Origin of the sequence: Streptococcus sp. 53 (assembly GCF_013276565.1) — a bacterium.
Classification (GTDB): domain Bacteria; phylum Bacillota; class Bacilli; order Lactobacillales; family Streptococcaceae; genus Streptococcus.
Window position 1 is genome coordinate 60,601 of the sequence record NZ_VMLG01000004.1, and the last position, 23,745, is coordinate 84,345.

The window sequence follows — 23,745 nt, forward strand, 5'->3', positions numbered from 1 at the left end:
TTTTATCATTCATGTAAAAAATCGTTCAGTACTATTTTATCACAAATGGTAGTAAAAGAGAGAAAAAAGACTTGATTCACCAAATCAAGCCTCTTATTGGTCATAATTTTAAAGAATGATTAGTTGCTATAGAGTTCACCGATATAAGTAGCTTTATAAGCCCCATTCTCAGTTATCAGTTCCTGGAGGATTAAATCTCCTGAGTAAGTCCTTCCCATCTCATCTACAAATTCTTGATAAAACTGACTGGTCGGAATTTCTCTGACATCCTTATCAAATGTCTTGTCAAGTGTTTTACTAACCTTTTCGGCAATCAACTGATGCTCTTGCCATCCACTTTGAAATTCTGAGCCTGAACTAGACACCATGACTGGGATAACCAACAAGGTCAGTAGACTTACAGACAATAAGGAAAATAGTGATTTTTTCATGATTTTTCCTCCTTTCTATATATAGAATAGCATACATAGAAAGCCTTGTCACTATATTTATCTCATTTTTCAGAAAATTCTTTTATTTCTGCAAAGTTGTAAAGTCTACGATACTCGATGTGTTTTTATATAATGATACAGTCTGAGAATCACTGTTCCGCTAGCCATTCCAATGGAAATGACCAAAGCCAGCATGACAACCAAGGTCGCACTTGCCAGCGCTTTATTATAGTCCCCTGTCACAAAAAAGGCAGTTGTCCGATAAGAAAGGTATCCCGGAACCAGTGGTGCCAAGATGGCCAAGATAAAGACCACAGCAGGAGTCTTATAAAGAATACTTAAAATCTGGCTGACACATGAACCGATAATGGCCGCAATGAAGGTGGCTACAATGACATTGGTCGGTTCCTTGAGCAAGAGATAAATTAGCCAGACAGCCATGCCCAAAATCCCTCCAGGTAAGAGCATAGAGCGTTGCACATTGAGTACGATTAAAAAAGTGATAATGGCAAGAAGACTTGCTACTGCTTGTAATAAAAAGGTTGTTAGTGTCATATTAGTTCATCAATACCAAGGCGACAGAAGTTCCTGCCCCTAAAGCAAGGGTAATGAGCAGGGATTCAAACATCTTGCTCATACCAGAGTTTATGTGGTTGGTCATAATATCACGGACCGCATTGGTCAAGGCAATACCTGGTACAAAAGGCATGACTGCACCAGCTATAATCAAATCTGCTGTTGAAGGAAAACCTGTGTAGCGAGCCCAAAACTGGGCTATCATCCCAAAGACAAAGGCCCCAGCAAAGGCTGTTACAAAAGGAATTCGGATAAACTTCTCCACATAGAGGGAAAAGGCAAAACCAAATAAGGTAGCCACTCCTGCCCCAAGTGCGTCGTAGATATTTCCACTAAACATAATTGAAAAGAAAGGAGCACTAAAGGTCGCAGCCAAAGTTACCTGCAACTTAGTATAAGGAAGGGGCTGGGCTTGCAAAGCCGTCAATTGCTTGAAGGCTGTCTCTAAATCAATTTGCCCCCCAACCAGTTGACGAGAAATCTGGTTGACATCGCAGACTTTTTCGATGTTATAAGAAGAGGAGGTCACGCGCTTCATACGCGAAATATTGGTGTTTTCAATGGAGAAAAAGATAGCAGCAGGCATGGCAAGAACATTGCAATCCACAATCCCCTGCGAATGCGCGATCCGAATCATGGTATCTTCTACACGATGAATCTCTGAGCCACTTTTGAGAAGAATGGTTCCAGCTAACATAATCACATCGATGACGGCATTTAATTCTCTTGATTCTTCCATGCGTTCCTCCTTTTATCAACTCCTTCTATTCTATCACAAATCCGGACTCAAAAAAAATCTTTGCCATGAAAACATGACAAAGATTGATTACTCATTTTGATTATCCATCTGATTTTAAGGAGTAGCTGAACTTGTTTTAGGTTTGTAGATTGAAATCTTGACTCTAGTCTTATTGAGGTCTACCTTTTCACCTGCTCTAGGACTCTGTTCAACGACTGTACCTTCAGCAGTTCCAGCGGGAGCTGTCGACACTTCTACAACTTCAATATTGGCTTCCTTAATCCCAACAATTTGAATCAAATTATTCTTAGTAAACTCCAAGCTGGAACCAATGTAGCTCGGCATGGCAACACTTGTAACTTTTTTAGCTACTGTCAAGACGATTTGGGTAGGTTTATTCACATCATAAGTCGTTCCGGCACCTGGACTTTGTTTCATAATCGTTCCTGGTTCGCTTTCGCTGGACTCTTCTTCCTCTATCTTAATCAAATTATCTGGAACTTTTTTCTCTTTTAATTCCGCAATGACATCAGAGGATTTCCGTCCAATATAGTTCCCTAATTGAATCTTCGTAGCTTTTTTAGCTACTGTCAAGACAATTTGAGTTGCCTTGCTTAAGTCATAGGTCGTACCTTCTGGTAGACTTTGCTTCATGACCGTTCCAGCCTCACTCTCATTCGACTCTTCTTCCTCAATTTTAATCAAATTATCTGGAACTTTTTTCTCTTTTAATTCCGCAATGACATCAGAGGATTTCCGACCGACATAATTACTAATTTGGAAGGATTGTTTGCCTGATGAGACAACCAAATTGATTTTCGTTCCTTCTTTTCGACCAGTTCCAGCGCCAGGATCTGTACGGATAATCCGCCCTTCTTCCACCTTTTCACTAGCCTCTGACTTCTCCTCGCCAATCTCAAAATTGGCTTTTTTGAGGGTTTCCTTGGCTTCCGCCACTGTCTGACCTGCCACATTTGGAATGGCAATGGTTGCAGGAGTTCTGGATAGTATCCAAATAAGAGAAGCTGCCACCAATACAATGCTGGCCAAAAAAATCAGGTAACGCATCTTAAATCTACGTTTTTTCGGTGCCTGTGGGTGGTAAGTTTCCTCTGTCACAGCCTGGCTTGGTTTTTTGATTGGTTTGTGTTCTGTCTGCGCTTGAACCTTAGGAATCGAAGTCAAGGTGCTCTGGGATACTTTTGGTAGAGTCTTGGTGTCCGCCTTAGTCGCATCGTCAAAGACCAGCTTTGGTTCATTACGACGATTATAAGACAAACTACTAGACAAATCCACATACATTTCAGCAACTGATTTATAGCGATCTGTCAATTTCTTAGCAGTTGCCTTGATAACAACATTTTCCAAAGCCTGAGGTACAGATGGATTTTCAGCAATAACGGACGGCAGTGGTTTTTGGAAATGCTGGAGGGCGATGGTCACTGCACTATCCCCATCGTAAGGAATATGACCTGTCAGCATCTCATAGAAAATAATCCCCATGGCATAGATATCACTTTGTACAGTCGCCTTCGAACCACGCGCCTGCTCTGGTGACAAATAATGAACTGAACCCAGCATCGAGTTAGTCTGAGTCAGACTCGTCTCAGCAAAGGCTACTGCAATCCCAAAGTCTGTAACCTTGACAGTCCCATCTGGTGTCAAGAGGATGTTTTGAGGTTTCAAGTCCCGGTGAACAATTCCTCTGGTATGGGCCAAACGCATAGCCAAGAGAATTTGTCCCATTATACGGACGGCTTCTTCATTAGAAAGAGGATAGTGTTCCTTGATATAGCGTTTGAGGTCAAGTCCAGCCACATACTCCATAGCTAGGTACTGTTGACCGTCTTCCTCGCCAATATCTGTTATCCGAACGATATGAGGATGGTCTAAATCTGCCATAGCTCTCGCTTCACGCTGAAAACGAGCTACAGCTATCGGGTCTGTCTGGTAGTTGGTTCTCAGAACCTTCACTGCCACTTCTTCCCCATCTAAGATTAAGTCTTTGGCTAGGTAGACATCCGCCATGCCTCCTCGACCAATCTGTTTGACAATCCGATAGCGTCCGGCAAAAATCTTGCCGATTTGGATCATTCTGCATCCTCCTCGTTCATAGAAACAAGGGCAACCGTAATGTTGTCTAAACCTCCTGCATTGTTAGCAAAACGAACAAGTGTCTCCGTTTTATCTGCTAAAGGAATATCACTGGTTACAATATCACGAATCTCACTGCCTGAAATCATGTTGGTCAAGCCGTCACTATTGAGCAAGAGATAGTCACCTGACTCAAGGATAACTGTCCCAAAATCAGGCTGAATTTCATCTTTTTGCCCAATAGACTGGGTGATAATATTTTTTTGCGGATGAGCTTCTGCCTCTTCTGGTGTCAATTGACCAGCCTTGAGCAACTCATTGACCAAGGAATGATCACTCGTTAATTGGTGGTATTCTTCCCCACGAATCAAGCCGATACGCGAATCACCAATATGAGCATAGATAGCTTGATTGCCAATAATAGCAAGGACTTCCAAAGTAGTTCCCATGCCTCTGTAAGCTTCATCCTGACCAAGCTGGTGAATCTTTTGATTTTCAATTTCTAGGTAATGGGCGAACCATTCACGCACTTCATTGACTGTATCGATTTGGGTATCGACCCAAGCTATACCTAGGTCTGTTACCGCCATTTCACTAGCAATATTCCCTGCGCGATGACCTCCCATCCCATCAGCTAAAATAATCATGGTACGTCCAGCTCTATTGACATAGTGGTTGACATAGTCTTGGTTATTTGTTCGTTTCTGACCAACATCTGTTAATAATGAAATTTCCATGTGTCAGTTCCTTCCTAATCCGATATCTTGCGAAATTGACTGATAAAGAATCCATCACTTCCATACAGTTCAGGTGTAATGAGAATACAGCCATCTTTCATGATATACTTACATTCATGTTCTAGTTTTACCTGCTCGAATTCGGGATGACTTTCTAAAAACGCCTCAACGACTTGAAAATTCTCCTCTGAGACAATAGTACAGGTACTATAAGTTATTATACCACCTTTGCCTAGTGTTTGACAAACACTACCTAATATTTCTAGCTGAATTTCCTGTAAGGACGCGAAATCTGCCGTTTCTTTATTGTATTTGATATCTGGTTTTCGGCGCAAAAGACCGATTCCTGAACAGGGAGCATCCACCAAAATCTTATCAAATGAATCCTGCCCAAAAAACTCATGTACCTTTCTGGCATCCAATTTTTGCCTTTGAACCCGATCTGCAACTCCCAGACGTTGGGCATTTTCTTGAATCAAGTCCAACTTGTGGTCGTACAAGTCCAGAGCAGTAACCTGACCTGTCGTAAGATAAGAGGCTATATGGGCTGTTTTCCCACCTGGAGCCGCACAGGCATCAAGCACTCGCTCATCACCTTGTAAATCAAGCGTCGGAGCAACCAGTTGACTGGACTCGTCTTGAATGGTAATGGCTCCATCCGCAAACAAATTATGCCCTGCAAAATGTCCTTTCTCCTTAACCAGACCAGTGGTTGCTAAAAGGGAATTATTCGCCTCCAACAAGGCTTGTATTTCCTCTTTTCGGCTTAAGTCAGTCACACGAATACTGGCCTTGTTGCGCACCAAGAGACTTTCAAAAATAGCCTGCGCTCGCTCCTCTCCGTATTCTTCCTTGAGCTTAGCAACTAGCCAAACTGGAAGGGAATATGCAATGGAATCACGCTTGTTTTTTCGTTTGATGCTGGCAATATCTGGCCAGCCTTCACGCAGAATACGACGAAGGACGGCATTGACCAATTTTTCACTGCCCTTTTTACGGACTTTGGCCAATTCCACTGCTTCGTTGACCACAGCATGATCTGGAATCTTGTCCAAATAGCGGAGCTGGTAGGCACTCATGAGGAGAAGGACGTAGAGCCAGCTGTCTAACTGATCTCTGTCTTCGATAAAGTGTGATAGATACCATTCTAAGGTGAGTTTGCGAGCTACCGTTCCATAGACCATCTCGGTTACCAAGCCCTTGTCTGCTGCCGAAAGTTGGCTTCCCCTAAGATGCTTATTTAAGGCGATATTTGAGTATGCTTGATTGATAAAGACATCCTCTAATACTGCTAGGGCTAAACTTCTAGCCGTTTCTACTTTAGTCACCAAATCGTTCTCCTACAGTCAATGTCCGTCCAACTCCGTTGAGGAAGGAAGCAATGTCCATCTTAGGTTTACCAGCTGGCTGCACTTGCTTGAGGGATAGAGCCCCTTCTGCCGTTGCAACAATCAATTCTTTCTTGCCAATAGAGAGGATTTCACCTGGATTTCCCTGACCTTCTACTGGTAGAGCTTCATAAATCTTAAAGCGGTCGCCCTTAAGGAAAGTATGGGCAACAGGCCACGGGTTCATTCCACGGATCTGATTGAAAAGTTGACGATTGCTTTTGTTCCAGTCCAGTTTTTCTTCCTCTGGCTTGATATTTGGCGAGAAAGTGACCTGACTTGGATCCTGCGGTTCAGGTTTGATTTCCCCAGAAATGTAGGCAGGCAAAGTATCCAAAAGCAAATCACGACCAACTAGCGCCAATTTCTCAAACAAGGTGCCAACATTGTCCTCATCCGTGATAGGAATGCTGCGACGAGAAATCATATCTCCTGCATCCATTTCCTTAACCATTTCCATAATGGTCACACCAGCTTCCTCATCCCCTTGAATCAAGGCATAATGGATAGGCGCACCACCACGGTGTTTAGGAAGAAGAGAGGCATGAACGTTGACTGCAAAATCCATGCTATCAAGGAGTTTACTTGGGAGAAACTGGCCAAAAGCAGCAGTCACAATTCCATCTGCTCCTAACTGCATAATAGCTTCCATCTCTGGACTTCCAGATAATTTTTCAGGTTGGTAGATAGGAAGGCCTGCTTCCTTGGCAGCCTGCTTGACTGGTGTTTCTTGGATAACTTTTTTACGACCAACAGCACGGTCTGGCTGGGTCACAACGGCTAGAATTTCGTAACGGTCATCTGTCAAAAGTCCTTTTAAGACTGTTGCTGAAAAGTCGGGTGTCCCCATAAAGATTAATTTTGTCATATCTTCTCCTTCTTATAAAAATTGCTGTGGCTCATGGTCAATACTGAGACGAAGCTCACTATTTTCCCGTTCTTGAGTCAGGGCCAAGACCTGATTGAGGGTCGGCCCCAGCTCATCCTCTAAACGGTATTTAATTAAAATCTGGTAATGATAGAGGTTGTGGGTACGAGCAATCGGTTTTGGCGTTGGCCCGAGAATGTGACTGGTATCTGACAAGCCTGACCGCAAAATGTTCATAACTTCATAGGCACGTTTGACCACCTCTTCTTCCTTCTTATGAGAAAGGGTAATGCCAATGGTGAAATAGTAAGGTGGATAGCCAAGTTGTCGTCTAATACCCATTTCATAGGCATAAAATCCTTCGTAGTTCTGGTCTTTTGCAAATCGAATAGCGTAGTGCTGAGGATTGTAAGACTGAATCAAGACCTGCCCAGCTTTTTCGGCACGACCTGCCCGGCCTGCAACCTGGGTCAAGAGCTGGAAGGTTCTCTCAGAAGAACGGAAATCAGGCAGATTCAAGGCTGTATCGGCATTGAGCACTCCGACTAAAGTCACATTGGGAAAATCCAAACCTTTGGCAATCATCTGAGTACCTAGCAAGATATCTGCTTCTCCTCGCCCAAACTGGTCAAGAAGAGCTTGGTGACTGCCTTTCTTGCGAGTCGTATCCACATCCATCCGCAAAATGCGGGCCTGCGGAAAGAGTTCTGCCAGCTCGTCATAAGCCTTCTGAGTTCCTGTCCCATAGTAACGAATACTTCGACTCTTACAGTTAGGACAGATCTGAGGAATGTCCTTCGAAAAGCCACAATAATGGCAGTTCATGGTCTTGGTATCCATATGGAGAGTCAGAGAAATATCACAGTTGGGACAAGTATCCACGGTCCCACACTCCCGACACATGACAAAGCTAGAATAACCACGACGATTGAGCATGAGAACCACCTGCTCTTTTTTAGCCAGACGGTCCTGAATCGCTTCTAGCAAAGGTGGCGTAAAGTTTGACGTCTCATTCTGTCCGATATAGTCTCGAAAGTCAATTACTTGAACCTCAGGGATTGTGGCTAGAGGATTGGCTCGCTGGGTCAGACGTAAGTGTTGATAGACGCCTTTACCAGCACGCGCCCGGCTTTCCAGACTAGGAGTTGCTGAACCAAGCACCAGAGCTGCTTGATTATACTGAGCCCGTAAAATGGCCACCTCTCTGGCATGGTAACGGGGATTACTGTCCTGCTTATAAGTCGCTTCATGCTCCTCATCGATAATCATAACACCTAGATTTTTCAGCGGAGCAAAGATGGCCGATCTGGCGCCAACCACAACTTGGGCATCGCCGCGTTCCACCTTGCGCCATTCATCATACTTTTCACCATTGGACAAGCCTGAATGAAGAATGGCTACCTTGTCCCCAAAACGTGCTATAAACCGCTCCGTCATCTGTGGAGTCAAGGAAATCTCCGGCACCAGCAAAATAGCTGTCTTGCCCTTGTCCAAGGCCCCTTGGATAATCTGCAAATAAACCTCGGTCTTCCCACTTCCTGTAATTCCTTGAAGGAGGAAGGGATGCTGATGACTACCAATAGCACTCACAACCGCATCACGCGCCTGTCTTTGCTCTGGATTCAATTCCAAAGGCTGACTTGCTTCAATGCCTTCAAAATAAGCAGCCGAGCGTTGCACTTCCTTTTGAACTATGATCACAGCACCTTGTTCCACAAAGAAGTTGACTTGCTCCCGCGAGTAGGACTCTAACAAACTAGCCAAGGAAGCACTCTCAGGATGAGACAGCAAATAATCTCTCAATTCCAACTTTTTCTTGGCGCGCGCAGAAATCTCGACACCTTCTAATCGAGCAAGATTCACCTCATACCAAGACTGGGTCTTGACCTTCTTTTGATCGACCGCCTGATATTCCAGACCAAGCAGACCTTTTCTAGTCAAACGCATCATTTCAGCTTGCTTACCTAAATCTAGAGAAGAAAAGGCAAGCGAATCTTCTGAACCAAACAGACGATCTCGGTCTTCCTGACTCAGACCTTCCTTAGGATAGAGAATTTTGTCATAGCTGGAGTTCAGAAACCCTGGTAACATAGCCTTGAGGATGGAGATCTTGTAGGAGAAGACAGATTTACGTAACTCCTCAGCCAGCCAGAGTTGTTCTTGCGTGAGAACAGGAGAAAAATCCAGTACCTCGGCAATATCTTTTAAATCTTGACTTACCCCTTCTTCATCCACTTGAGACTCCAAACCAAGAACAATCCCTTGAATCAGGCGATTGCCCTTACCAAAAGGCACATGAACCCGCATCCCAACTTCCAGCATTCCCTCAAATTCCTCAGGAATCCTATAACTATAGGGCTGGTCCGTCTGCATCAAGGGCACATCTACAATAATCTTGGCTATGGCCATCTTCTCACCTCCTCCTTGTCAGTACATTCTTGCAATAGAAAAAATAAGATTGAGTCCCCCCAACCTTAAATTTTTTCACCATCTTCTTTTTCTTTAGCGATTTGCTCTTTGATTTTCTTTTCTTCTTCTTCTTTGCGACGTTTTTCTTCTTCGATACGGCGACGCACCGCTTCACGTTTTCCTTCTGGGTCTGGGTGAATTGTAACGTTTCCTGATTCGATTTCTTCTAAAGCGCGAAGAGTTGATTTTTCAGACTTGAAACCTTGAGTTGCTGGCGCACCTGCTTCTAATTCGTGGGCACGTTTTGCTTCCAAGATTACGAGTGAATATTTTGAAGGAACCTTGTCAAGCAAGGTATCAATAGAGGGTTTTAACATCATTTGCTTGTACCTATTTTCTAAATTTTATCGGGTAGTTGGAGATTTCGGTAACATCTCCTGATAGTGACCAATGACACGATCCACACGGAAGTGCTCTGCTTCGATCACACGTTTGACACGCTCAGCAGCTAGGGGCACCTGATCGTTGACAATCGCATAATCATACTCACGCATAAGAGCAATTTCTTCCTTGGCTTTTTCGATTCGTTGGGCAATTACTTCTGCACTGTCTGTTCCACGTCCTACCAAACGATCTTGCAATTCATCCAAATCTGGTGGTGTCAGGAAGATAAAGACAGCATCTGGAACCTTTTTCTTGACCTGAAGAGCGCCCTGAACTTCAATTTCAAGGAAAACATCGATTCCCTTGTCCAAGGTTTCATTGACATAGGTCAGAGGAGTTCCATAGTAGTTGCCGACATATTCTGCGTATTCCAACATCTGTCCTTGACGAATCAGCTCTTCAAACTCTTCACGAGTACGGAAGAAATAGTCAACACCATCCACTTCTCCAGGACGTTGTGCGCGTGTCGTCATCGATACAGAGTATTGAAATTGGTTTTCAGAACTCTCAAAAATCTCTCTTCTAACCGTTCCTTTTCCAACCCCTGAAGGACCAGAAAAAACGATTAGTAAGCCTCGGTCTGCCATTGTGTCTCCTTTTAGTCAGTCTGTAAAAATAAAATAAGATTTCCCTTCAGATAGTAGCATTTTGCACAAACTATCCTTCTACAGTCTTTCTATCTAGTGTAACAAAAAAGCAGTAATTTTTCAACTGCTCTTTCTTATTTATTTAGCATAATCTACTGCACGAAGCTCGCGAATCACGGTTACCTTGATATTTCCTGGGTAATCGAGATTGTTTTCAATTTTCTCACGAACTTTGTGAGCCAAAATTGTGACTTTGTCGTCCTTGATTTGTCCTGGATTGACCATGATACGGATCTCACGTCCTGCTTGAAGGGCAAAGCTAGTTTGCACTCCCTCAAAGCCGTTCGCAATTTCTTCCAAATCATGGAGACGCTTGATGTAGCTTTCAAGAGACTCACTACGAGCACCTGGACGAGCCGCGCTCAAGGCGTCTGCTGCAGCAACGATCACTGCAATGACACTTTCGGCTTCGACATCTCCATGGTGACTAGCAATCGTATTCACCACAACTGGGTGTTCCTTGTACTTACGGGCCAATTCCATACCGATTTCAACGTGGCTACCTTCAACCTCGCGGTCAATAGCTTTCCCGATGTCATGAAGGAATCCAGCACGACGGGCAAGAGCCGCATTTTCACCAAGTTCGCTCGCCATGATACCAGCCAACTTAGCAACCTCAATCGAATGGCGCAAAACATTTTGTCCATAAGAAGTACGGAACTGCAAACGTCCCATAATCTTCATCAAATCTGGATGAAGGTTTGGTGCACCAATCTCATAGGCAGCAGCCTCACCATATTCACGGATCTTATTGTCAATCTCTTGACGGTTTTTCTCAACCAACTCTTCGATACGAGCTGGGTGGATACGACCATCTTTGAGCAACATTTCCATAGTCATACGGGCAATCTCACGACGAATCGGGTCAAATCCTGACAAGGTCACCACTTCTGGCGTATCGTCGATAATCACATCAACCCCTGTCAAACTTTCAAAGGTGCGAATGTTACGACCTTCACGACCAATAATGCGTCCCTTCATAGTATCATCTGGCAGATGAACCGTTGAGTTTGTTGACTCCGCTACATATTCACCAGCGATACGTTGCATAGCTTGAACCAGGATATCCTTGGCCATTTTGTCAGAACGTTCCTTGACCTCTTGCTCAGCTTCACGAATACGGCTAGCAATTTCCTTGGTCAAATTTTCCTCTGTCTGAGCCAAGATAATATCTCGTGCTTCTGCCTGAGACAGGGCACCAATACGCTCTAGCTCTGCTTCTTTTTGTCTTTCGACTTCCTCTAATTGCTCTTCACGCGCATCAAGGTTTTTCGCTCTATCAGAAATACTTTGTTCTTTTTGTTCAAGTGTTTGTTCTTTACTCGTCAAATTGTCGTCTTTACGGTCAAGGCTAGTAGCTCTCTCTGTCAAACGACTTTCGATTTGTTTGAGTTCTTGACGTTCTGATTTGAATTCAGCGTCCACTTCTTCACGGTATTTTCTGGCTTCTTCTTTGGCCTCCAATAGTGCTTCTTTTTTAAGAGACTTGCTTTCACGTTTGGCTTCATTAACAAGTAAATCTGCTTCACGCTCAGCTTGTCCACGTAAATTAGTTGCTTCTTGTTCAGCATTTAAAAGCATCAACTCCGCAGCTTCCTGAGATGATTTCATCTTGGCTGAGATGCTGACATATCCAATGACTAAACCAATGATGACGGCAAAAACAGCAATCGCAAGCGACATGATTTCCATGTTTTTACCTCATTTTATTGTTATTCCGAATGACATACATTCTTTTACATTCTACCATAAAAAAGTGATTTTCACAAACCTAAAATAGAATATGTTTTAGGGAATTTGGAACACATTTGCTAAAATAAACTTGTTATTTAGAAATAGTAGTTTAGTAGAGACTTGAGAAAAAGCCTACCTTTCAGTAGACTTCCTAATAATCGTTAGAATGCAAGAAATTTGTTTCTAACAACAGCAAGATTTCACTCTGGTATTCTCTGTAAATTAGACTAATGTCCTGCGCGAATTCGGGCCATTCCTCGTAAGATTTTGTCAGAAAGTTCCTTATTTTGAGCGATTCTCATGGTTTCCTGAATACCGTTCCAGTCGCTCTTAAAAAGGGGCACTATCAAAGCTTCAAATTCATCATTTACCTTCTTCATGTATTCCTTTATACCCACTCACCGTTACCATTAACCGTATAGCCATCTGGTGTAGTAGTATTCATTGCTAAGGCTCCTGAACTATAGACATAGTACCATTTACCAGAAACTGTAAACCAGCCTGTTTTCATAGCTCCAGCGCTATCAAGATAATACCATGTATTATTATCTTTTACCCAACCAGTCGCCATTTTACCGCTATCTTTAAGATAGTACCATGTGCCATTGTCTTTGACCCAGCCTGTAGCCAGTGAACCTGTTTCATTCAAATAATACCATGAGCCACCAGTTTTGACCCAGCCAGTTTGCATCCAGCCTGTATTGTCAAAGTAATACCATGTACCCTTGATTTGTTCCCAACCGTTGCTAGTGTATGAACCATCTTCGTGCTGATACCACCAGCGACCAGCTGACTCAATCCAGTTACCAGCTTGAGAATCTTTTGTAGTCTTAGTTTCCGTTTTTTGTTTGGCAACTACATCTACTTTGGCTTTATCTTGGCCAGACACTCCCCTATTATTCACAACAGGAACTTCAACACGTGGAGTTGTTGGAACAACAGAAGCTACAGGAGCAACAGGAACGTTAGGAACAGATGGAGTTGTTGGAAGTACATACTCTGGAAGAGCTGGACGGACTTCAGGGATACCCTTTTCTGTTACAGGATGTTTCTTCAGTTCTTCTGCTTCATAACTTGCTTTTGCTGTCGCATAAGCCTTGTTCGCTTCTTTGGCTACTTTTTCTTTTGCTTCAAGTGCTTCTTGCGCAGTTGCTTGGTTGGCTTTTGCTTCTTCAAGCGCTTCTTCTGCTTCTTTCAACTCTGCCTTGCGAGTTTCAAGCTCTTTTGCAGCAACTTTCAAATCTTGAACCAATTCTTTTGAAGCTGTTACAGTTGCTTCTGCTTCTTTAAGTGCTTCTTTGGCAACGGATACCGCTTGGGTAGCTTCTTCTGCTTTCTCTTGAAGAGAAGAAAGAGTTGCTTTCTCTGCTTTTGTTTCTGCTTTGGCTTGGTTAAATTCTTTCTCTGCTTCTTGTGCAGTTGCTTTCAATTCTGCCAACTTAGCTTCTTTATCTGCCTTTGTAGCAGACAAGGTAGCAACCAAGGCATTGGCATTTGACAACGCAACTACGGCTTGATTATGAGTTGTTGTAGCAGATTGAAGATTTTGTTTCAATGCTTTTGTATCTACCAACTTAGCTTCTTGGGCTTTCAAGTTTGATTTTGCAGTTTGCAATGTAGTTTCTGCATCAGCTACAGTTTGGTTAGCAGTTTTAAGAGTTTGTTCTGCTTGGGCTTTTTCTGCTTTTTTAGTAGCTACCAAAGCCTCAGCTTTTTTAACACTATCTGTGTCTCTAGCTTTAGTATATGGATTTTCCACTTCTGTACGACTAAAAGTTGAGTTAGCCATGAATGTTTCTGGGATACCTGGTACTGTGTGCAAAGTATACATACCTGCTACTTGACTAGCACCAAAACCTCCGTAATAAAGAGTAGTGTCACCTTTTTCAAAACCAAGTGTACCACGAGTATGTCCATAATCATTTTCTGTAGATACAAACATAACCAAAGACTCATAGAGTTTAGTACGAATTTCTGACTTAGTTAAGTATTCTAATTCAGACTTCTTCTTAGGATTAGTTTCAATAAAGTTTACTGAATTCTCATAACTTTGAAGCCCTCGACCTTCTCCCTCTTTACGGTCAGTTTCAGACATGCCATCATTCAAACCATACTCTTTAGCAACCTTATTGATACCAATAGCATAGTGACCATGACCATTTTTCTTAGCACGGTAGCTATCTAGCAATTCAGAAGTAACACCGTCTTTTTCGTATTCACGTGCAATTTTATCTGCAAAATGGAATGAATCCTCAGTCACTTTCACATCAGACAAACCAAGTTGACGACGCATTTGATTGGTTAGGTCTGCTGCATAGAGAGTCAAATCACGTTTAAAATCTTCTGGTAGATTATTCAAATCATATTTCTTAGTATCTTTAGAATCAGATTCTACAGGTACAAAATGATTGATTTGAGCATTTTCCAATTGAGTTTTCAAGATTTCTGCACGAGTTTCTTTAAACTTAACAGGAACTTCATCTAAACGATCGTTGTATTCTCCATTTTCAACTGCTTTCAAGAGAGCTACACGAGCTTTTACAGCTTCAATAAACTTAGGAGCTAAAGTAATTGTACCTTGTTTTGTATTTTGAATAGCTTTCAAAGCAGATACCGCTTGGTTATACTCAGCAGTTAGGTCTGTTACTGCTTTGTCTGCCTTTTCTTGTTCTGCTTTGGCATCCGATACCGCTTGGGTTTTTGTAGCAATATCTGCCTTCGTTTCTTCAATTTGCGCTTGAGTAGCTTGATTTGCTTGTTCTGCATTTTTTAAGGCAGTTTCTGCATCTGTTTGCGCTTGTTTGCTTGTTTTTTCGGCTTCTACGGCTTCTTTTTGCGCTTCCTTGGCATTTTTTTCCAAGCCTTTGCCATTAACCGCTTCTGTGGCGATTTGAACCGCTTCTGTGGCACTTGTAAGTGCTTTTTCTTTTGTAGCTTGTGTAGCTTCTTTTTCTGCTACAACCGCTTCTTGTGCAGATACCGCTTGGCTTGTTTTCTCAGCATTTGCTTCTGCATTTTTAAGAGCTTCTTCTTTTGCAGGAACTTCTGCTTCTGCCTTAACTACTGCTTTCTCAGCTTCTGTAATAACTGCTGGGCTTGCCTTTTTCGCAAAATCCTCTGCTTTTTTCACAGCTTCTGTTTTCTCATTGACAAGTGAATCCGCTTCATTTGTAGCACGCTTGGCATCTTTGACCGCCTGTTTTGCTTCCGCTACTTCTTGATCCGCTTTCTTAGCTTCTGCTTCTTTTGTAGCAACTTCTTCTTTTGTCACCACCACAGGAGTTGTGGTTTCCACAACCTCCGCCTTTGGCGCTTCCACATTCACTGGTTTTGAAGCAACTTCTTCTGCGCCTACTGTGTGGGCTAGGGATGCGATAGCGATTGTTGTCATTGCGATTGTTGATTTTTTCATATTGTTTCCTCTTTTTTCTTTATAAACTTATTATATCACAAAACAGCCTTTAAAGGTTATTTATATATAAAATAACTTTAAAAAGTCTAAAATTTGTACCATTTTGACTGTATCATGTAAGTAGCGAGGTACTACATGATAAATAACAAAAGCAATCTTCAAGATTACATCTCTAAAAGAATCCGTCTATTACGTTTAGAAAGAGGATATACTCAAGAACAACTAGAAGAGATGGCTGATTTGGGTACTAATTATATCTACAAATTAGAAAATCTTTCAACTAACTTAAAAATTCAAACGCTAGAGAAAGTAATGGAAGCCTTAGAAGTAGATTTAGATACATTCTTTGATATACAGTTAAAAGAAGAAGACCCCAAAATTTCTCTACTTGTTGATGAATTAAAAACTTTTCCAACAGAACAACGTTCCCGAGTCTTAGATGCCTTGATACTCATTCTCAAAGAAGTCAAATAACAGATATTCTGATTTACTTCTTTATCATTTACAATCATTAGATTTCCCATAATTTTTTAAGAAGGCGCAAAGCTTTCTTTTTTACTTTTAAATAAAAAACTAGATACAGATAGTTCAAAACACTATTTTCGAGTGTCGATAAGACTGACAAATCTCTTACTTGTCTACCACAAAGTGGATGAATTACTTACGACTATCACTACTATCTTCCCTCTACCTTTTAACCTCGAATCAGTCATATCTAAATCCCTATTGTATAGTTTTCAATCTATTTATTATCTTTTGTACTACTTTACCATACTTTTGTTATTTTGTATAGTTTATTGTACTTATTTTTGAAGAAAATAGATAGTAAAATGATATATAGCATGAAACATGATAGATTACAAAAACATATAGCTTTTCGAATCCGTGAATGTCGAAAAGAACAGAGATTAAGTCAAGAGAAATTATCAGAATTAGCTGGCTTGGGTATCAAGGCAATTCAAAACATGGAAAATATGAAATATGATTTTAAGATAAAAACTCTTGAATCGGTAATCAAAGCATTAGGTATTACCGTAGAAAAATTCTTTAACCTAGAAGCATATGATACAGAAAGAAAAGAGTTCCTTAAGCGACAAGCATATGACTCAGAGAGTGAAGACTCCCTAGAAATACTTTTCGACAACCTAACAAAGTTACCCAAAGAGAAACAAGGAAAAATTATATCCTCCTTTAATGAAATTGTAAAAAACATAAAATAAATATAGATGGTAAGGAAGCTTTCAATGAATAAACAAGGCTTCTAATAGAGCAAATTGATAAAATATTCAATACTTTATAACAAAGGACAAGAAAAGAACCCACTGAAAGTCATTTCCTAACAACTTTTAGTAGGTTCTTTTTATCCTATCCATATTCTAGTTCTTTTCTATTCTTATCGGCACTCTTCCAAAATTCTGCTCTGCTATACTTGGATTTCCTAGTTGGTAAATCTGGTCTGCCTTTTGGGTCATAGCATCCCAAGGTTCTTTGCCAATTCTGCTGACTAGACTGACCTGCCCTTTCAGAGATTTAAGATGTTGCCTGCCTTTTTCAGTAAATCCAAGGACATGAATCCCTTCTGGCAAATCACTTTCTCTAGCTTGCACCAAAATATAGGTCAAGAGGCGTCTGACACGCGCCTTGGTGTAGCGTTTGGTGGCAACCACCTCAACCAAGTCTTCCACAGATTGGGCTGTTTTAATAGCCTCTTTAATGCGCACAGCCATTTCTTGATTGACCTGATAGATGGTGGTTAGATCGGGATTTGACAAGATTTGATAGCGGAGCAAAGGAAAATAGTCATCCCAGCTCATCTTACTGGCCTGCTCAAATAAGGCAATAGATGGCATAAAGCGTTCTAAGAAATCTTTGTCCCTTTGGTGCTGACGAAGGGCTGTCGCCGAAGCAAAATCCACATCCTTGTCCACAGAATGATAACCCGCCCCCTGACGCTGAATCGGATGCAACTTGATGTTTCGTCCAGCAACTGCTTTGACATATGCAAGCGCAAGAACATGGTTGGGCGTATTGCCTGAAAAATCAAGACCAGCAAATTCCTTCCACATAGCTTGGGTTTTCTGGGGATAGGAAAGGGAATCAGACAGATTTTCCACAAATTTCTCCATCTCAACACCTTGCTCTGTGTATAAGTCAGCAATTTTCTGGTAGTCCAGAACTTCCTCTGTACCAAAAACTAGACTATCAATACCCAAACGCGCCAAGATATCCACAGCCCCTTGACCGAAAAAATCCGCCGCCTGAACACTGACTAAAAAGGGCAATTCTACTACCAGATCCGCTCCGTTTTCCAACGCCATCTGGGCCCGAGTCCACTTATCCACGATAGCAGGCTCGCCTCTCTGCATGAAATTCCCAGACATGGCAACAATTTTCAGCCCCTCTGCCTGATCCAGCAGGTATTTATGGCCATTATGAAAAGGATTGAACTCCGCGATAATACCTGTGATGGTCATATTTTCTCCTTATTACAATTCAATAGAACATTGTAATAATTATTATTTTAACCCTAAAAATTGTTCAAAAATATCATTGTTTGAAAAATTAATTCCCCAACGTTTATTGAAATATTTTTTCAAATATTCAGATCTCTGATAAATAGATTCAACAGTCCAATCTTCATAGTCTCTGGCCAACGTTCTCTCTGAGAAAATACCAAACTCATAACAGCACTCTCCTTTTTTTCTTTTTTCGGGATAAGATTTATCACCAAGATAACCATTCTTTTTTTTGCCAATCAACAACAAATTTGGTAAGGAATGTTTGAACTTATTTTTTTCCTTGTCTTTAAAATCACCAAATTGACGATCCCAATATGTATTTCGACCTGCTTTAGGATATATATGCTCGATATTATAAAAATCACTTTCAAAATGAGAAAAGAGTTCACTTATTTTCTTCTCATACTCAGGGTCTTTTGCCTCTTCAATTAAATAAGCTTCTAAATTATACAGAATATATTTTGCAACTCGTTTATTATTTTCATAAAAATAAAACGAATCTACTTTTGTATTATCAAAGAATTTTCCAGAAATAAATGCTTGTTTTAACTTATTAACCGTTATTCTTAACCTATTAAGATAATCCAAATAATCAAATTCTTCATTTTCAGCAAACTCTTGCAACTGCATAGAGAATTCACTCAATTCTTTAAAGGATAACATTTTATCATAATTGCCTTTATATTTTAAATTACTCAAAAACAATCTTATAAGTAAAGCAGATTCAAATTGTTGTAAAATTGCTACCCGTTTTTTTTCATCACAATTTTCATCACCATAAAGAGAGAAAATAATTCTCTTTAGTGAATCTACGGGGAATATTGCGTTAAAAATAAAACTATTTCTTCTAGAATTGAGTAAAATCTTAATTCCATTTAATAACTTAGCCTCTTCAAAACTAATTGATGAAAACTGAAAAGGATTATTTAACCAAACCCATAATGTTATTTTGTTAGCTAAATCATCAATATAACCTCTTATATCATTTATACTGATTATTTTATTAATTACATTACTAGCGGTAAAATAATCATCTAATAGAAAATCAACTTTATTATTTAAATTTAGGCTCTTTCTCTCTTCTTCTTCTTTTGTACTAATATACTTTTTCAAAGGTTTATAAGAATCTATTTGTTGCACCAAAAAAGAATCATCTAATTCTCGTCTAAATATATTAGTTCCTAATAAAATATCATTAGTATAATTGAGTTCTTCCGAACCTAAATATCTATATAATTTTTTCCAACACTCATTAATTTGTTCTCTTAAATTAGCTTTTGCACTATCATTAGTTTGTAAAAGCATTGTTAAATAAATCAATCTATTCTTCAACAACTCCAGTTTTGATAGAGGCTTTCCTCGATTATTCATTGTTTCGAATGTAACAAAAATATCTAATTCCTCATCAATAATGTACTTATTAAAAACAATTTTATATAAAAGTTTCTTTAGTAATTTATCAAGATTTTCAAAACTTAATTTTTTACACTGATTGGTAAAAAATTCTTTAGCATATTTTAAATTATTGGAATATTGATTTTCTTGCACAATAACATCAGTATTTACTGGAAAATCATCTTTTAAAATTTCTTTGATGTAAAAAGCTAAACTATCACTAGTATTATCATACAAAAATTTATATGTTTTATTCCCATCTTTTTCTTGCGCTATATAATCACTAAATATAGATTCAATTGATCGATTAGTATCTAATTTTTTATCAGTATGATACTCCTGAGCAACCTCTAAAATAGTGACTAGTAGTATGACAGCCGTCGTCAATCGCTGTTGTCCATCAACGATATAAAATGGTTTCATACGTCTTTCAGTTATTAACCATTTTTCTTTATTCCAATTACTATAGATTTCATTATCTACTTGTTCAAAAGTTAAAACACCCGCATAATGATTACGATGTTCATCAATTAATTCTATATCTTCCCAAAAATCTTGTATTTCTTTATTTTTCCATGAATATCCCCTCTGATAATCTGGAATTCTCAATAAATTTTCTCGAAGAATCACATCTAAATTCTCTAAATTACCAAGCATTTTTATCCTCTTTTCTTATTTATGATTTAATTAATTATATCATTATTTATTACAAAAACTATAACTAACTACTTTCAATCTACTTTTATCCATTTTCTCCTACTTCTGTGCCACAAAAAACCAACGGGTGCTAGTTTCTGTTGGCTCCTTGTCCTCAAAGTCCGCATAGAGTTTGAAAGACTTAAATCCAGCCTGCTCCAGCAAAATATCATAGGTCAGAACCTCATAAGTCCTCTCCTCATGCACTTCATCGTGGCGACTAAAGGAACCGTCTGCCTCCTTGATAAAGAAAGTCAGCTCATGCACGATGGAGTGAGGAGCTGCGTCCTCGTAGGTATCCCAGAGCATGGCGAAATCTTCCGCATTTTCATGATAGGAATAGCCTGGAAAAACTTCATCTGTCTGGTAGGTGGAATGCACATCAAAGATAAAGATCCCGTCCTCATTGAGGGCATTATAAACTTCCTTAAAGACGTCCCCTACTTCCACCTCATCCTGCATGTAGCAGATTGAGTCCGAGTAACACGTGACAAAGTCGTATTGACCTGCCTTAGACAAATCCAGCATATTGCCTTCCATAAAATCAATCTTTTGTTTGGCTGAAGAAGCTCTCTTCTCGGCAATCTTCAACATATCCGCACTCAAATCAAGCCCAGTCACATCAAAACCAGCTTGAGAAAAGCGAACAGACTGGATACCTGTTCCACAAGCCAATTCCAAGAGTTTCTTTCTCTCCTTAGTTTTTGGCAAATGACGCAGAGAAAAATCAGTCCATTTGTCGTATAAACTGTCATCCATGACCGCATCATAGACCGCCGCAAAAGTTTCATAAGTTGCCATAATCATGATACCAAGAGCCTTAAAAGCAAATAGTACATAGGAAACTTTCTTCCCTATCGTCAGATACAAAGAAAGTTACTCTTTTTCCCTAAGCTTTTAGCTCGTGTTCAGTTTCAACATCAACCAAACACGAGGCTCTTTACCTTTCTATCAATTTTCTTCTAAAATAAGCAAAGAAACCCAGTTGACTACAACTGAGTTCATCTTCTAGGCCAGAGTTTCAGATAAGTCTACAGAATCTGCCTCATGCCATAGTTTTTCGAGATTATAGTGGGCACGCATTTCTTCTGAAAAGACATGTACAACGACAGCACCAAGGTCCAGCAAGACCCAGCCTCCAGCTGCGTCGCCTTCGATATGACTGCCTTTAAATCCTGCTTCCGCTACTTTTTCACGGATATTGTCAGCGATAGCATCCAACTGACGGCTATTCATTGAGCTAGTGATAACAAAGTAGTCTGTCACGCTGGTCAAATCTTGTACATCAAGTGCGAGGATATCCTCCGCACGTTTCTCATCAGCCGCTTTCACGACTAGTTCTAGTAATTCTTTTTCGTTCATTTAGTCCTCTTTTTAGAAAATATGTTTGTAATCTAGGACATCTGCAAAGCGCTCCTCCCAAATGTCCTCATAAAATTCATTAATCGTTTCTGCTGGAATGTCATCCCCATCAAAGGTTGTGACAGCACCTTCCGGAATAATAAGCTGATAGCCATATTCAAAGGCAACCTTGACAGAGGTATCCACACAATATTCTGTCTGCATACCACATAAAATCAACTTTTCAATCCCCTGTCTATCCAAGTATTCTTTTAAGCCAGTTTCTTTGAAAATACTGTTATACTTCTTCTGAAAGACCTTTTCATCAGGTTTTCGATTTAAAAGCGCAGATAACTGCCAATCTTCTGATGTTTGAGCTTCAGAGTTCTCAATATGTTGAACATAGATAATTTCAATATTCTTGCTTCTAGCCTGGTTTTGTAAATAAGAAATTTTTTCCAATAGACTTTTTGTCTGGAACCCAGTTTCCACTAAAATATTCTGAACATCAATGATTATAAAAGCCGTCTTCATTTAGTCCTCTTTCAAAGAGTGCACAAAGGCGTTATAGGTTTCAAGGGTTTGGGGATAGATGGGGAATCCCTGATGAGCTAGATGCTCCACGGTACGAGCTGTTTCGTAGGCCACCGCCTTATTGAGCGATAGACTTGCAATCTCACGTGCCACATCTACTCCTGGAAAGGCGCGATTATGCTCGATATAGTCTGCTACGTAGATAACCTTATCAAGATCTGTCATCTGACCAGCACCGACTGTATGAATTTCAATAGCTCGCAGGATTTCTGAATCATGCAAATCTAAATCTTCCTGAATTTTGTAGATGCCAACCATACCATGCCAGACATTATTGCCCCAGTTTTTGAGGTCAGGGTCTAGCTGATAACGGTCAATCAAATTCAGAAATTCCTGATCTGACAGCTTCTTAGCGTAGTCATGAAGAAGGCCTGCTAGTCCTGCTTTCTCGGTATCGACTCCAAATCGCTGGGCCAGTTCTATGGCTGCACGCTCCACACCTAGACAATGGGTTAAACGGTTTTCAGGTAGAAGCTCTGCCATTTTTTCCAACAAAGCCTCACGGGAGCAGTTGATATAGTCTTGATAGGCCATCAGTAGAGCCCCTCCTTCTCGATATAGTCTAGCACAGGCTGAGGTAGGAGAAAGTTGGGTTTCCGACCTTGGGCAAGGAAGTCACGCACCATGCTGGATGAGATATCCATGAGAGGCACATCCACCCAGATAACTGGGTAAGAAGTTCCAGCCTTGTAGCGTGGGCGTTGAACCCCCACAAACTGAACCAGATCGACCAGTTCATCAATTCGGTACCATTTAGGCAGATAGTCCACCATATCCGCACCGATAATGAAGTAATAATCCGTATCTGAATGTTGCTCTGTCAAGATTTTCATGGTGTCATAGGTGTAGGAAATCCCCTTACGCTCTAGCTCGATTGTTTCAATAGCTAGGCCTTCAATTCCCTCAATCGCCAATTCAAGCATCTTGATACGATGGTTCTCAGAGATGGTTTCTTTTTTATCTACGTGAGGAGGTTGGTATTCAGGCATAAGCAGAACTTGATCTAGTCCCAACTGCTGGCGTACTTGGTCCGCAACAATCAGATGGGCATTATGAACAGGGTTAAAATTTCCCCCTAGAATCCCAACTTGTTTGCGTTTTTTCTCCTTGATTTCTGGCTCCAACTCTACCTTGGTAAAGGGAGTCAATAGTTCGATTGCCATAGGCTAGTCTCCTTTATTTCTCTGTAAAAACAGTTATTTGGAGTAGGTTTTTAGATTTCTTTGACTTTTTTAGAAATCTTGCGATTCTCTTTCTTGCTAGATTGTTTATACAAAATCAAGATGCGTCCTATTTTTTGGACTGTGTCCACACCGATTTCTTCTTCCAAGATTTCAGCCACTTCGTGGATGTTTTCATCTGTGTTTTGCAAAAGAGTTACCTTAATCAATTCGCGAGCATCAAGAGCTTGACGGACGCTGGTTTTGATTTGGTCGTTCAGTCCATTTTTCCCGATTTGGATGATGGGTTTAAGGGTGTGTGCCTGACTGTTGAGGAAGGCACGTTGTTTTGATGTTAATGACATAATTTCTTAAAAGAGTTGCTTTTTATACTTTTCTAAAGTGGTGGCGGACGTCAGCAAAGTCCTTCGGACTTTCATGACTAAAATTTGAGCCTAAGGTCTCAAATTTTCCGCAGTTGGTACAATCACTTGTACCAACTGACACCACAGTGAAAAGTATTCGTTATAGGCTCGCAGAGCTCGCCCGAATCTAGATAAC

Annotated in this window: 23 protein-coding genes; 2 read left to right on the top strand and 21 right to left on the bottom strand. The window is 40.6% G+C overall.

Annotated features, from left to right (window positions below; all coding sequences use genetic code 11):
- Nucleotides 1-119 precede the first annotated feature (119 nt).
- The 13 genes from HT722_RS00900 to HT722_RS10630 form a co-directional block, all read right to left on the bottom strand.
- Nucleotides 120-368 (bottom strand): hypothetical protein, encoded by a 249-nt coding sequence (locus HT722_RS00900; RefSeq protein WP_172931835.1) that lies wholly within the window; start codon nucleotides 366-368, stop codon nucleotides 120-122.
- A gap of 168 nt (nucleotides 369-536) precedes the next feature.
- A complete protein-coding gene (locus HT722_RS00905; protein ID WP_057487161.1) occupies nucleotides 537-986 on the bottom strand; it encodes a threonine/serine exporter family protein in 450 nt (149 codons plus the stop codon).
- A 1-nt stretch (nucleotide 987) separates the two neighbouring features.
- The gene (locus tag HT722_RS00910) at nucleotides 988-1,746 is read right to left on the bottom strand and encodes a threonine/serine exporter family protein (protein ID WP_023946522.1); all 759 of its coding nucleotides are present in this window, start codon (nucleotides 1,744-1,746) and stop codon (nucleotides 988-990) included.
- Between the two features lie 114 nt (nucleotides 1,747-1,860).
- The gene (gene stkP / locus HT722_RS00915) at nucleotides 1,861-3,840 is read right to left on the bottom strand and encodes a serine/threonine-protein kinase StkP (protein WP_172931829.1); all 1,980 of its coding nucleotides are present in this window, start codon (nucleotides 3,838-3,840) and stop codon (nucleotides 1,861-1,863) included.
- Nucleotides 3,837-4,577, bottom strand: coding sequence for a Stp1/IreP family PP2C-type Ser/Thr phosphatase (locus HT722_RS00920; RefSeq protein ID WP_050234902.1), 741 nt, complete (start codon nucleotides 4,575-4,577; stop codon nucleotides 3,837-3,839). The genes stkP and HT722_RS00920 overlap by 4 nt, the downstream gene beginning before the upstream one ends.
- Nucleotides 4,578-4,591: 14 nt before the next feature.
- Nucleotides 4,592-5,905 (bottom strand): 16S rRNA (cytosine(967)-C(5))-methyltransferase RsmB, encoded by a 1,314-nt coding sequence (gene rsmB / locus HT722_RS00925; RefSeq protein WP_173277030.1) that lies wholly within the window; start codon nucleotides 5,903-5,905, stop codon nucleotides 4,592-4,594.
- The gene (gene fmt, locus HT722_RS00930; protein ID WP_173277031.1) at nucleotides 5,898-6,833 is read right to left on the bottom strand and encodes a methionyl-tRNA formyltransferase; all 936 of its coding nucleotides are present in this window, start codon (nucleotides 6,831-6,833) and stop codon (nucleotides 5,898-5,900) included. Before fmt ends, rsmB begins: the two co-directional genes overlap by 8 nt.
- A 12-nt stretch (nucleotides 6,834-6,845) precedes the next feature.
- The gene (locus HT722_RS00935) at nucleotides 6,846-9,242 is read right to left on the bottom strand and encodes a primosomal protein N' (protein ID WP_173277032.1); all 2,397 of its coding nucleotides are present in this window, start codon (nucleotides 9,240-9,242) and stop codon (nucleotides 6,846-6,848) included.
- Between the two features lie 65 nt (nucleotides 9,243-9,307).
- Nucleotides 9,308-9,622 carry a DNA-directed RNA polymerase subunit omega gene (rpoZ, locus tag HT722_RS00940; RefSeq protein ID WP_000979235.1) on the bottom strand — a complete coding sequence of 105 codons (315 nt, stop codon included), beginning with the start codon at nucleotides 9,620-9,622 and terminating at the stop codon, nucleotides 9,308-9,310.
- A 24-nt stretch (nucleotides 9,623-9,646) separates the two neighbouring features.
- Nucleotides 9,647-10,273, bottom strand: a complete 627-nt coding sequence (gmk, locus tag HT722_RS00945) for a guanylate kinase (protein ID WP_000775041.1) — start codon at nucleotides 10,271-10,273, stop codon at nucleotides 9,647-9,649.
- 138 nt (nucleotides 10,274-10,411) lie between these two features.
- On the bottom strand, nucleotides 10,412-12,025 hold the full coding sequence (locus HT722_RS00950) for a ribonuclease Y (RefSeq protein ID WP_000404936.1): 1,614 nt from the start codon (nucleotides 12,023-12,025) through the stop codon (nucleotides 10,412-10,414).
- 269 nt (nucleotides 12,026-12,294) lie between these two features.
- Nucleotides 12,295-12,447, bottom strand: coding sequence for a type II toxin-antitoxin system Phd/YefM family antitoxin (locus HT722_RS00955; protein ID WP_173277033.1), 153 nt, complete (start codon nucleotides 12,445-12,447; stop codon nucleotides 12,295-12,297).
- A gap of 8 nt (nucleotides 12,448-12,455) precedes the next feature.
- On the bottom strand, nucleotides 12,456-15,479 hold the full coding sequence (locus HT722_RS10630) for an SEC10/PgrA surface exclusion domain-containing protein (RefSeq protein WP_275690573.1): 3,024 nt from the start codon (nucleotides 15,477-15,479) through the stop codon (nucleotides 12,456-12,458).
- Nucleotides 15,480-15,614: 135 nt separating this feature from the next.
- Between HT722_RS10630 and HT722_RS00970 the strand changes: the two genes are divergently transcribed.
- Nucleotides 15,615-15,953, top strand: a complete 339-nt coding sequence (locus HT722_RS00970) for a helix-turn-helix transcriptional regulator (RefSeq protein WP_173277034.1) — start codon at nucleotides 15,615-15,617, stop codon at nucleotides 15,951-15,953.
- Nucleotides 15,954-16,321: 368 nt separating this feature from the next.
- On the top strand, nucleotides 16,322-16,699 hold the full coding sequence (locus HT722_RS00975) for a helix-turn-helix transcriptional regulator (protein ID WP_173277035.1): 378 nt from the start codon (nucleotides 16,322-16,324) through the stop codon (nucleotides 16,697-16,699).
- A gap of 156 nt (nucleotides 16,700-16,855) precedes the next feature.
- On the opposite strand, the gene HT722_RS00980 is transcribed toward HT722_RS00975, so the two are convergent.
- The 8 genes from HT722_RS00980 to yhbY all read right to left on the bottom strand — a co-directional run bounded on the left by HT722_RS00980 (nucleotide 16,856) and on the right by yhbY (nucleotide 23,549).
- Nucleotides 16,856-17,953 carry a nucleotidyltransferase gene (locus HT722_RS00980; protein WP_173277036.1) on the bottom strand — a complete coding sequence of 366 codons (1,098 nt, stop codon included), beginning with the start codon at nucleotides 17,951-17,953 and terminating at the stop codon, nucleotides 16,856-16,858.
- 42 nt (nucleotides 17,954-17,995) lie between these two features.
- Nucleotides 17,996-20,050 (bottom strand): DUF262 domain-containing protein, encoded by a 2,055-nt coding sequence (locus HT722_RS00985; RefSeq protein ID WP_173277037.1) that lies wholly within the window; start codon nucleotides 20,048-20,050, stop codon nucleotides 17,996-17,998.
- A gap of 99 nt (nucleotides 20,051-20,149) precedes the next feature.
- On the bottom strand, nucleotides 20,150-20,890 hold the full coding sequence (locus HT722_RS00990; RefSeq protein WP_345789569.1) for a class I SAM-dependent methyltransferase: 741 nt from the start codon (nucleotides 20,888-20,890) through the stop codon (nucleotides 20,150-20,152).
- Nucleotides 20,891-21,097: 207 nt separating this feature from the next.
- Entirely contained in the window at nucleotides 21,098-21,451 is a 354-nt protein-coding gene (gene rsfS / locus HT722_RS00995; RefSeq protein ID WP_173277038.1) for a ribosome silencing factor, read from the bottom strand.
- Nucleotides 21,452-21,463: 12 nt separating this feature from the next.
- Entirely contained in the window at nucleotides 21,464-21,964 is a 501-nt protein-coding gene (locus tag HT722_RS01000; protein WP_173277039.1) for a cysteine hydrolase family protein, read from the bottom strand.
- Nucleotides 21,965-22,558, bottom strand: a complete 594-nt coding sequence (gene yqeK / locus HT722_RS01005; protein ID WP_173277040.1) for a bis(5'-nucleosyl)-tetraphosphatase (symmetrical) YqeK — start codon at nucleotides 22,556-22,558, stop codon at nucleotides 21,965-21,967. It abuts the gene before it with no gap.
- Nucleotides 22,558-23,187 (bottom strand): nicotinate-nucleotide adenylyltransferase, encoded by a 630-nt coding sequence (locus HT722_RS01010; protein WP_173277041.1) that lies wholly within the window; start codon nucleotides 23,185-23,187, stop codon nucleotides 22,558-22,560. Before HT722_RS01010 ends, yqeK begins: the two co-directional genes overlap by 1 nt.
- 50 nt (nucleotides 23,188-23,237) lie before the next feature.
- Nucleotides 23,238-23,549, bottom strand: coding sequence for a ribosome assembly RNA-binding protein YhbY (yhbY, locus tag HT722_RS01015; protein WP_000060171.1), 312 nt, complete (start codon nucleotides 23,547-23,549; stop codon nucleotides 23,238-23,240).
- Between the last annotated feature and the right edge of the window lie 196 nt (nucleotides 23,550-23,745).

Coding starts and splice junctions, on each gene's coding strand:
- HT722_RS00935 (WP_173277032.1), bottom strand. CDS start 9,242: ATGGCCATAGCCAAGATTATTGTAGATGTGCCCTTGATGCAGACGGAC.
- HT722_RS00910 (WP_023946522.1), bottom strand. CDS start 1,746: ATGGAAGAATCAAGAGAATTAAATGCCGTCATCGATGTGATTATGTTA.
- yhbY (WP_000060171.1), bottom strand. CDS start 23,549: ATGTCATTAACATCAAAACAACGTGCCTTCCTCAACAGTCAGGCACAC.
- HT722_RS00905 (WP_057487161.1), bottom strand. CDS start 986: ATGACACTAACAACCTTTTTATTACAAGCAGTAGCAAGTCTTCTTGCC.
- HT722_RS00950 (WP_000404936.1), bottom strand. CDS start 12,025: ATGGAAATCATGTCGCTTGCGATTGCTGTTTTTGCCGTCATCATTGGT.
- fmt (WP_173277031.1), bottom strand. CDS start 6,833: ATGACAAAATTAATCTTTATGGGGACACCCGACTTTTCAGCAACAGTC.
- HT722_RS00975 (WP_173277035.1), top strand. CDS start 16,322: ATGAAACATGATAGATTACAAAAACATATAGCTTTTCGAATCCGTGAA.
- HT722_RS10630 (WP_275690573.1), bottom strand. CDS start 15,479: ATGAAAAAATCAACAATCGCAATGACAACAATCGCTATCGCATCCCTA.
- HT722_RS00970 (WP_173277034.1), top strand. CDS start 15,615: ATGATAAATAACAAAAGCAATCTTCAAGATTACATCTCTAAAAGAATC.
- HT722_RS00920 (WP_050234902.1), bottom strand. CDS start 4,577: ATGGAAATTTCATTATTAACAGATGTTGGTCAGAAACGAACAAATAAC.
- HT722_RS00900 (WP_172931835.1), bottom strand. CDS start 368: ATGGTGTCTAGTTCAGGCTCAGAATTTCAAAGTGGATGGCAAGAGCAT.
- HT722_RS00980 (WP_173277036.1), bottom strand. CDS start 17,953: ATGACCATCACAGGTATTATCGCGGAGTTCAATCCTTTTCATAATGGC.
- yqeK (WP_173277040.1), bottom strand. CDS start 22,558: ATGGCCTATCAAGACTATATCAACTGCTCCCGTGAGGCTTTGTTGGAA.
- rsfS (WP_173277038.1), bottom strand. CDS start 21,451: ATGAACGAAAAAGAATTACTAGAACTAGTCGTGAAAGCGGCTGATGAG.
- HT722_RS01000 (WP_173277039.1), bottom strand. CDS start 21,964: ATGAAGACGGCTTTTATAATCATTGATGTTCAGAATATTTTAGTGGAA.
- rpoZ (WP_000979235.1), bottom strand. CDS start 9,622: ATGATGTTAAAACCCTCTATTGATACCTTGCTTGACAAGGTTCCTTCA.
- HT722_RS00985 (WP_173277037.1), bottom strand. CDS start 20,050: ATGCTTGGTAATTTAGAGAATTTAGATGTGATTCTTCGAGAAAATTTA.
- HT722_RS00990 (WP_345789569.1), bottom strand. CDS start 20,890: ATGGCAACTTATGAAACTTTTGCGGCGGTCTATGATGCGGTCATGGAT.
- gmk (WP_000775041.1), bottom strand. CDS start 10,273: ATGGCAGACCGAGGCTTACTAATCGTTTTTTCTGGTCCTTCAGGGGTT.
- HT722_RS01010 (WP_173277041.1), bottom strand. CDS start 23,187: ATGGCAATCGAACTATTGACTCCCTTTACCAAGGTAGAGTTGGAGCCA.
- stkP (WP_172931829.1), bottom strand. CDS start 3,840: ATGATCCAAATCGGCAAGATTTTTGCCGGACGCTATCGGATTGTCAAA.
- HT722_RS00955 (WP_173277033.1), bottom strand. CDS start 12,447: ATGAAGAAGGTAAATGATGAATTTGAAGCTTTGATAGTGCCCCTTTTT.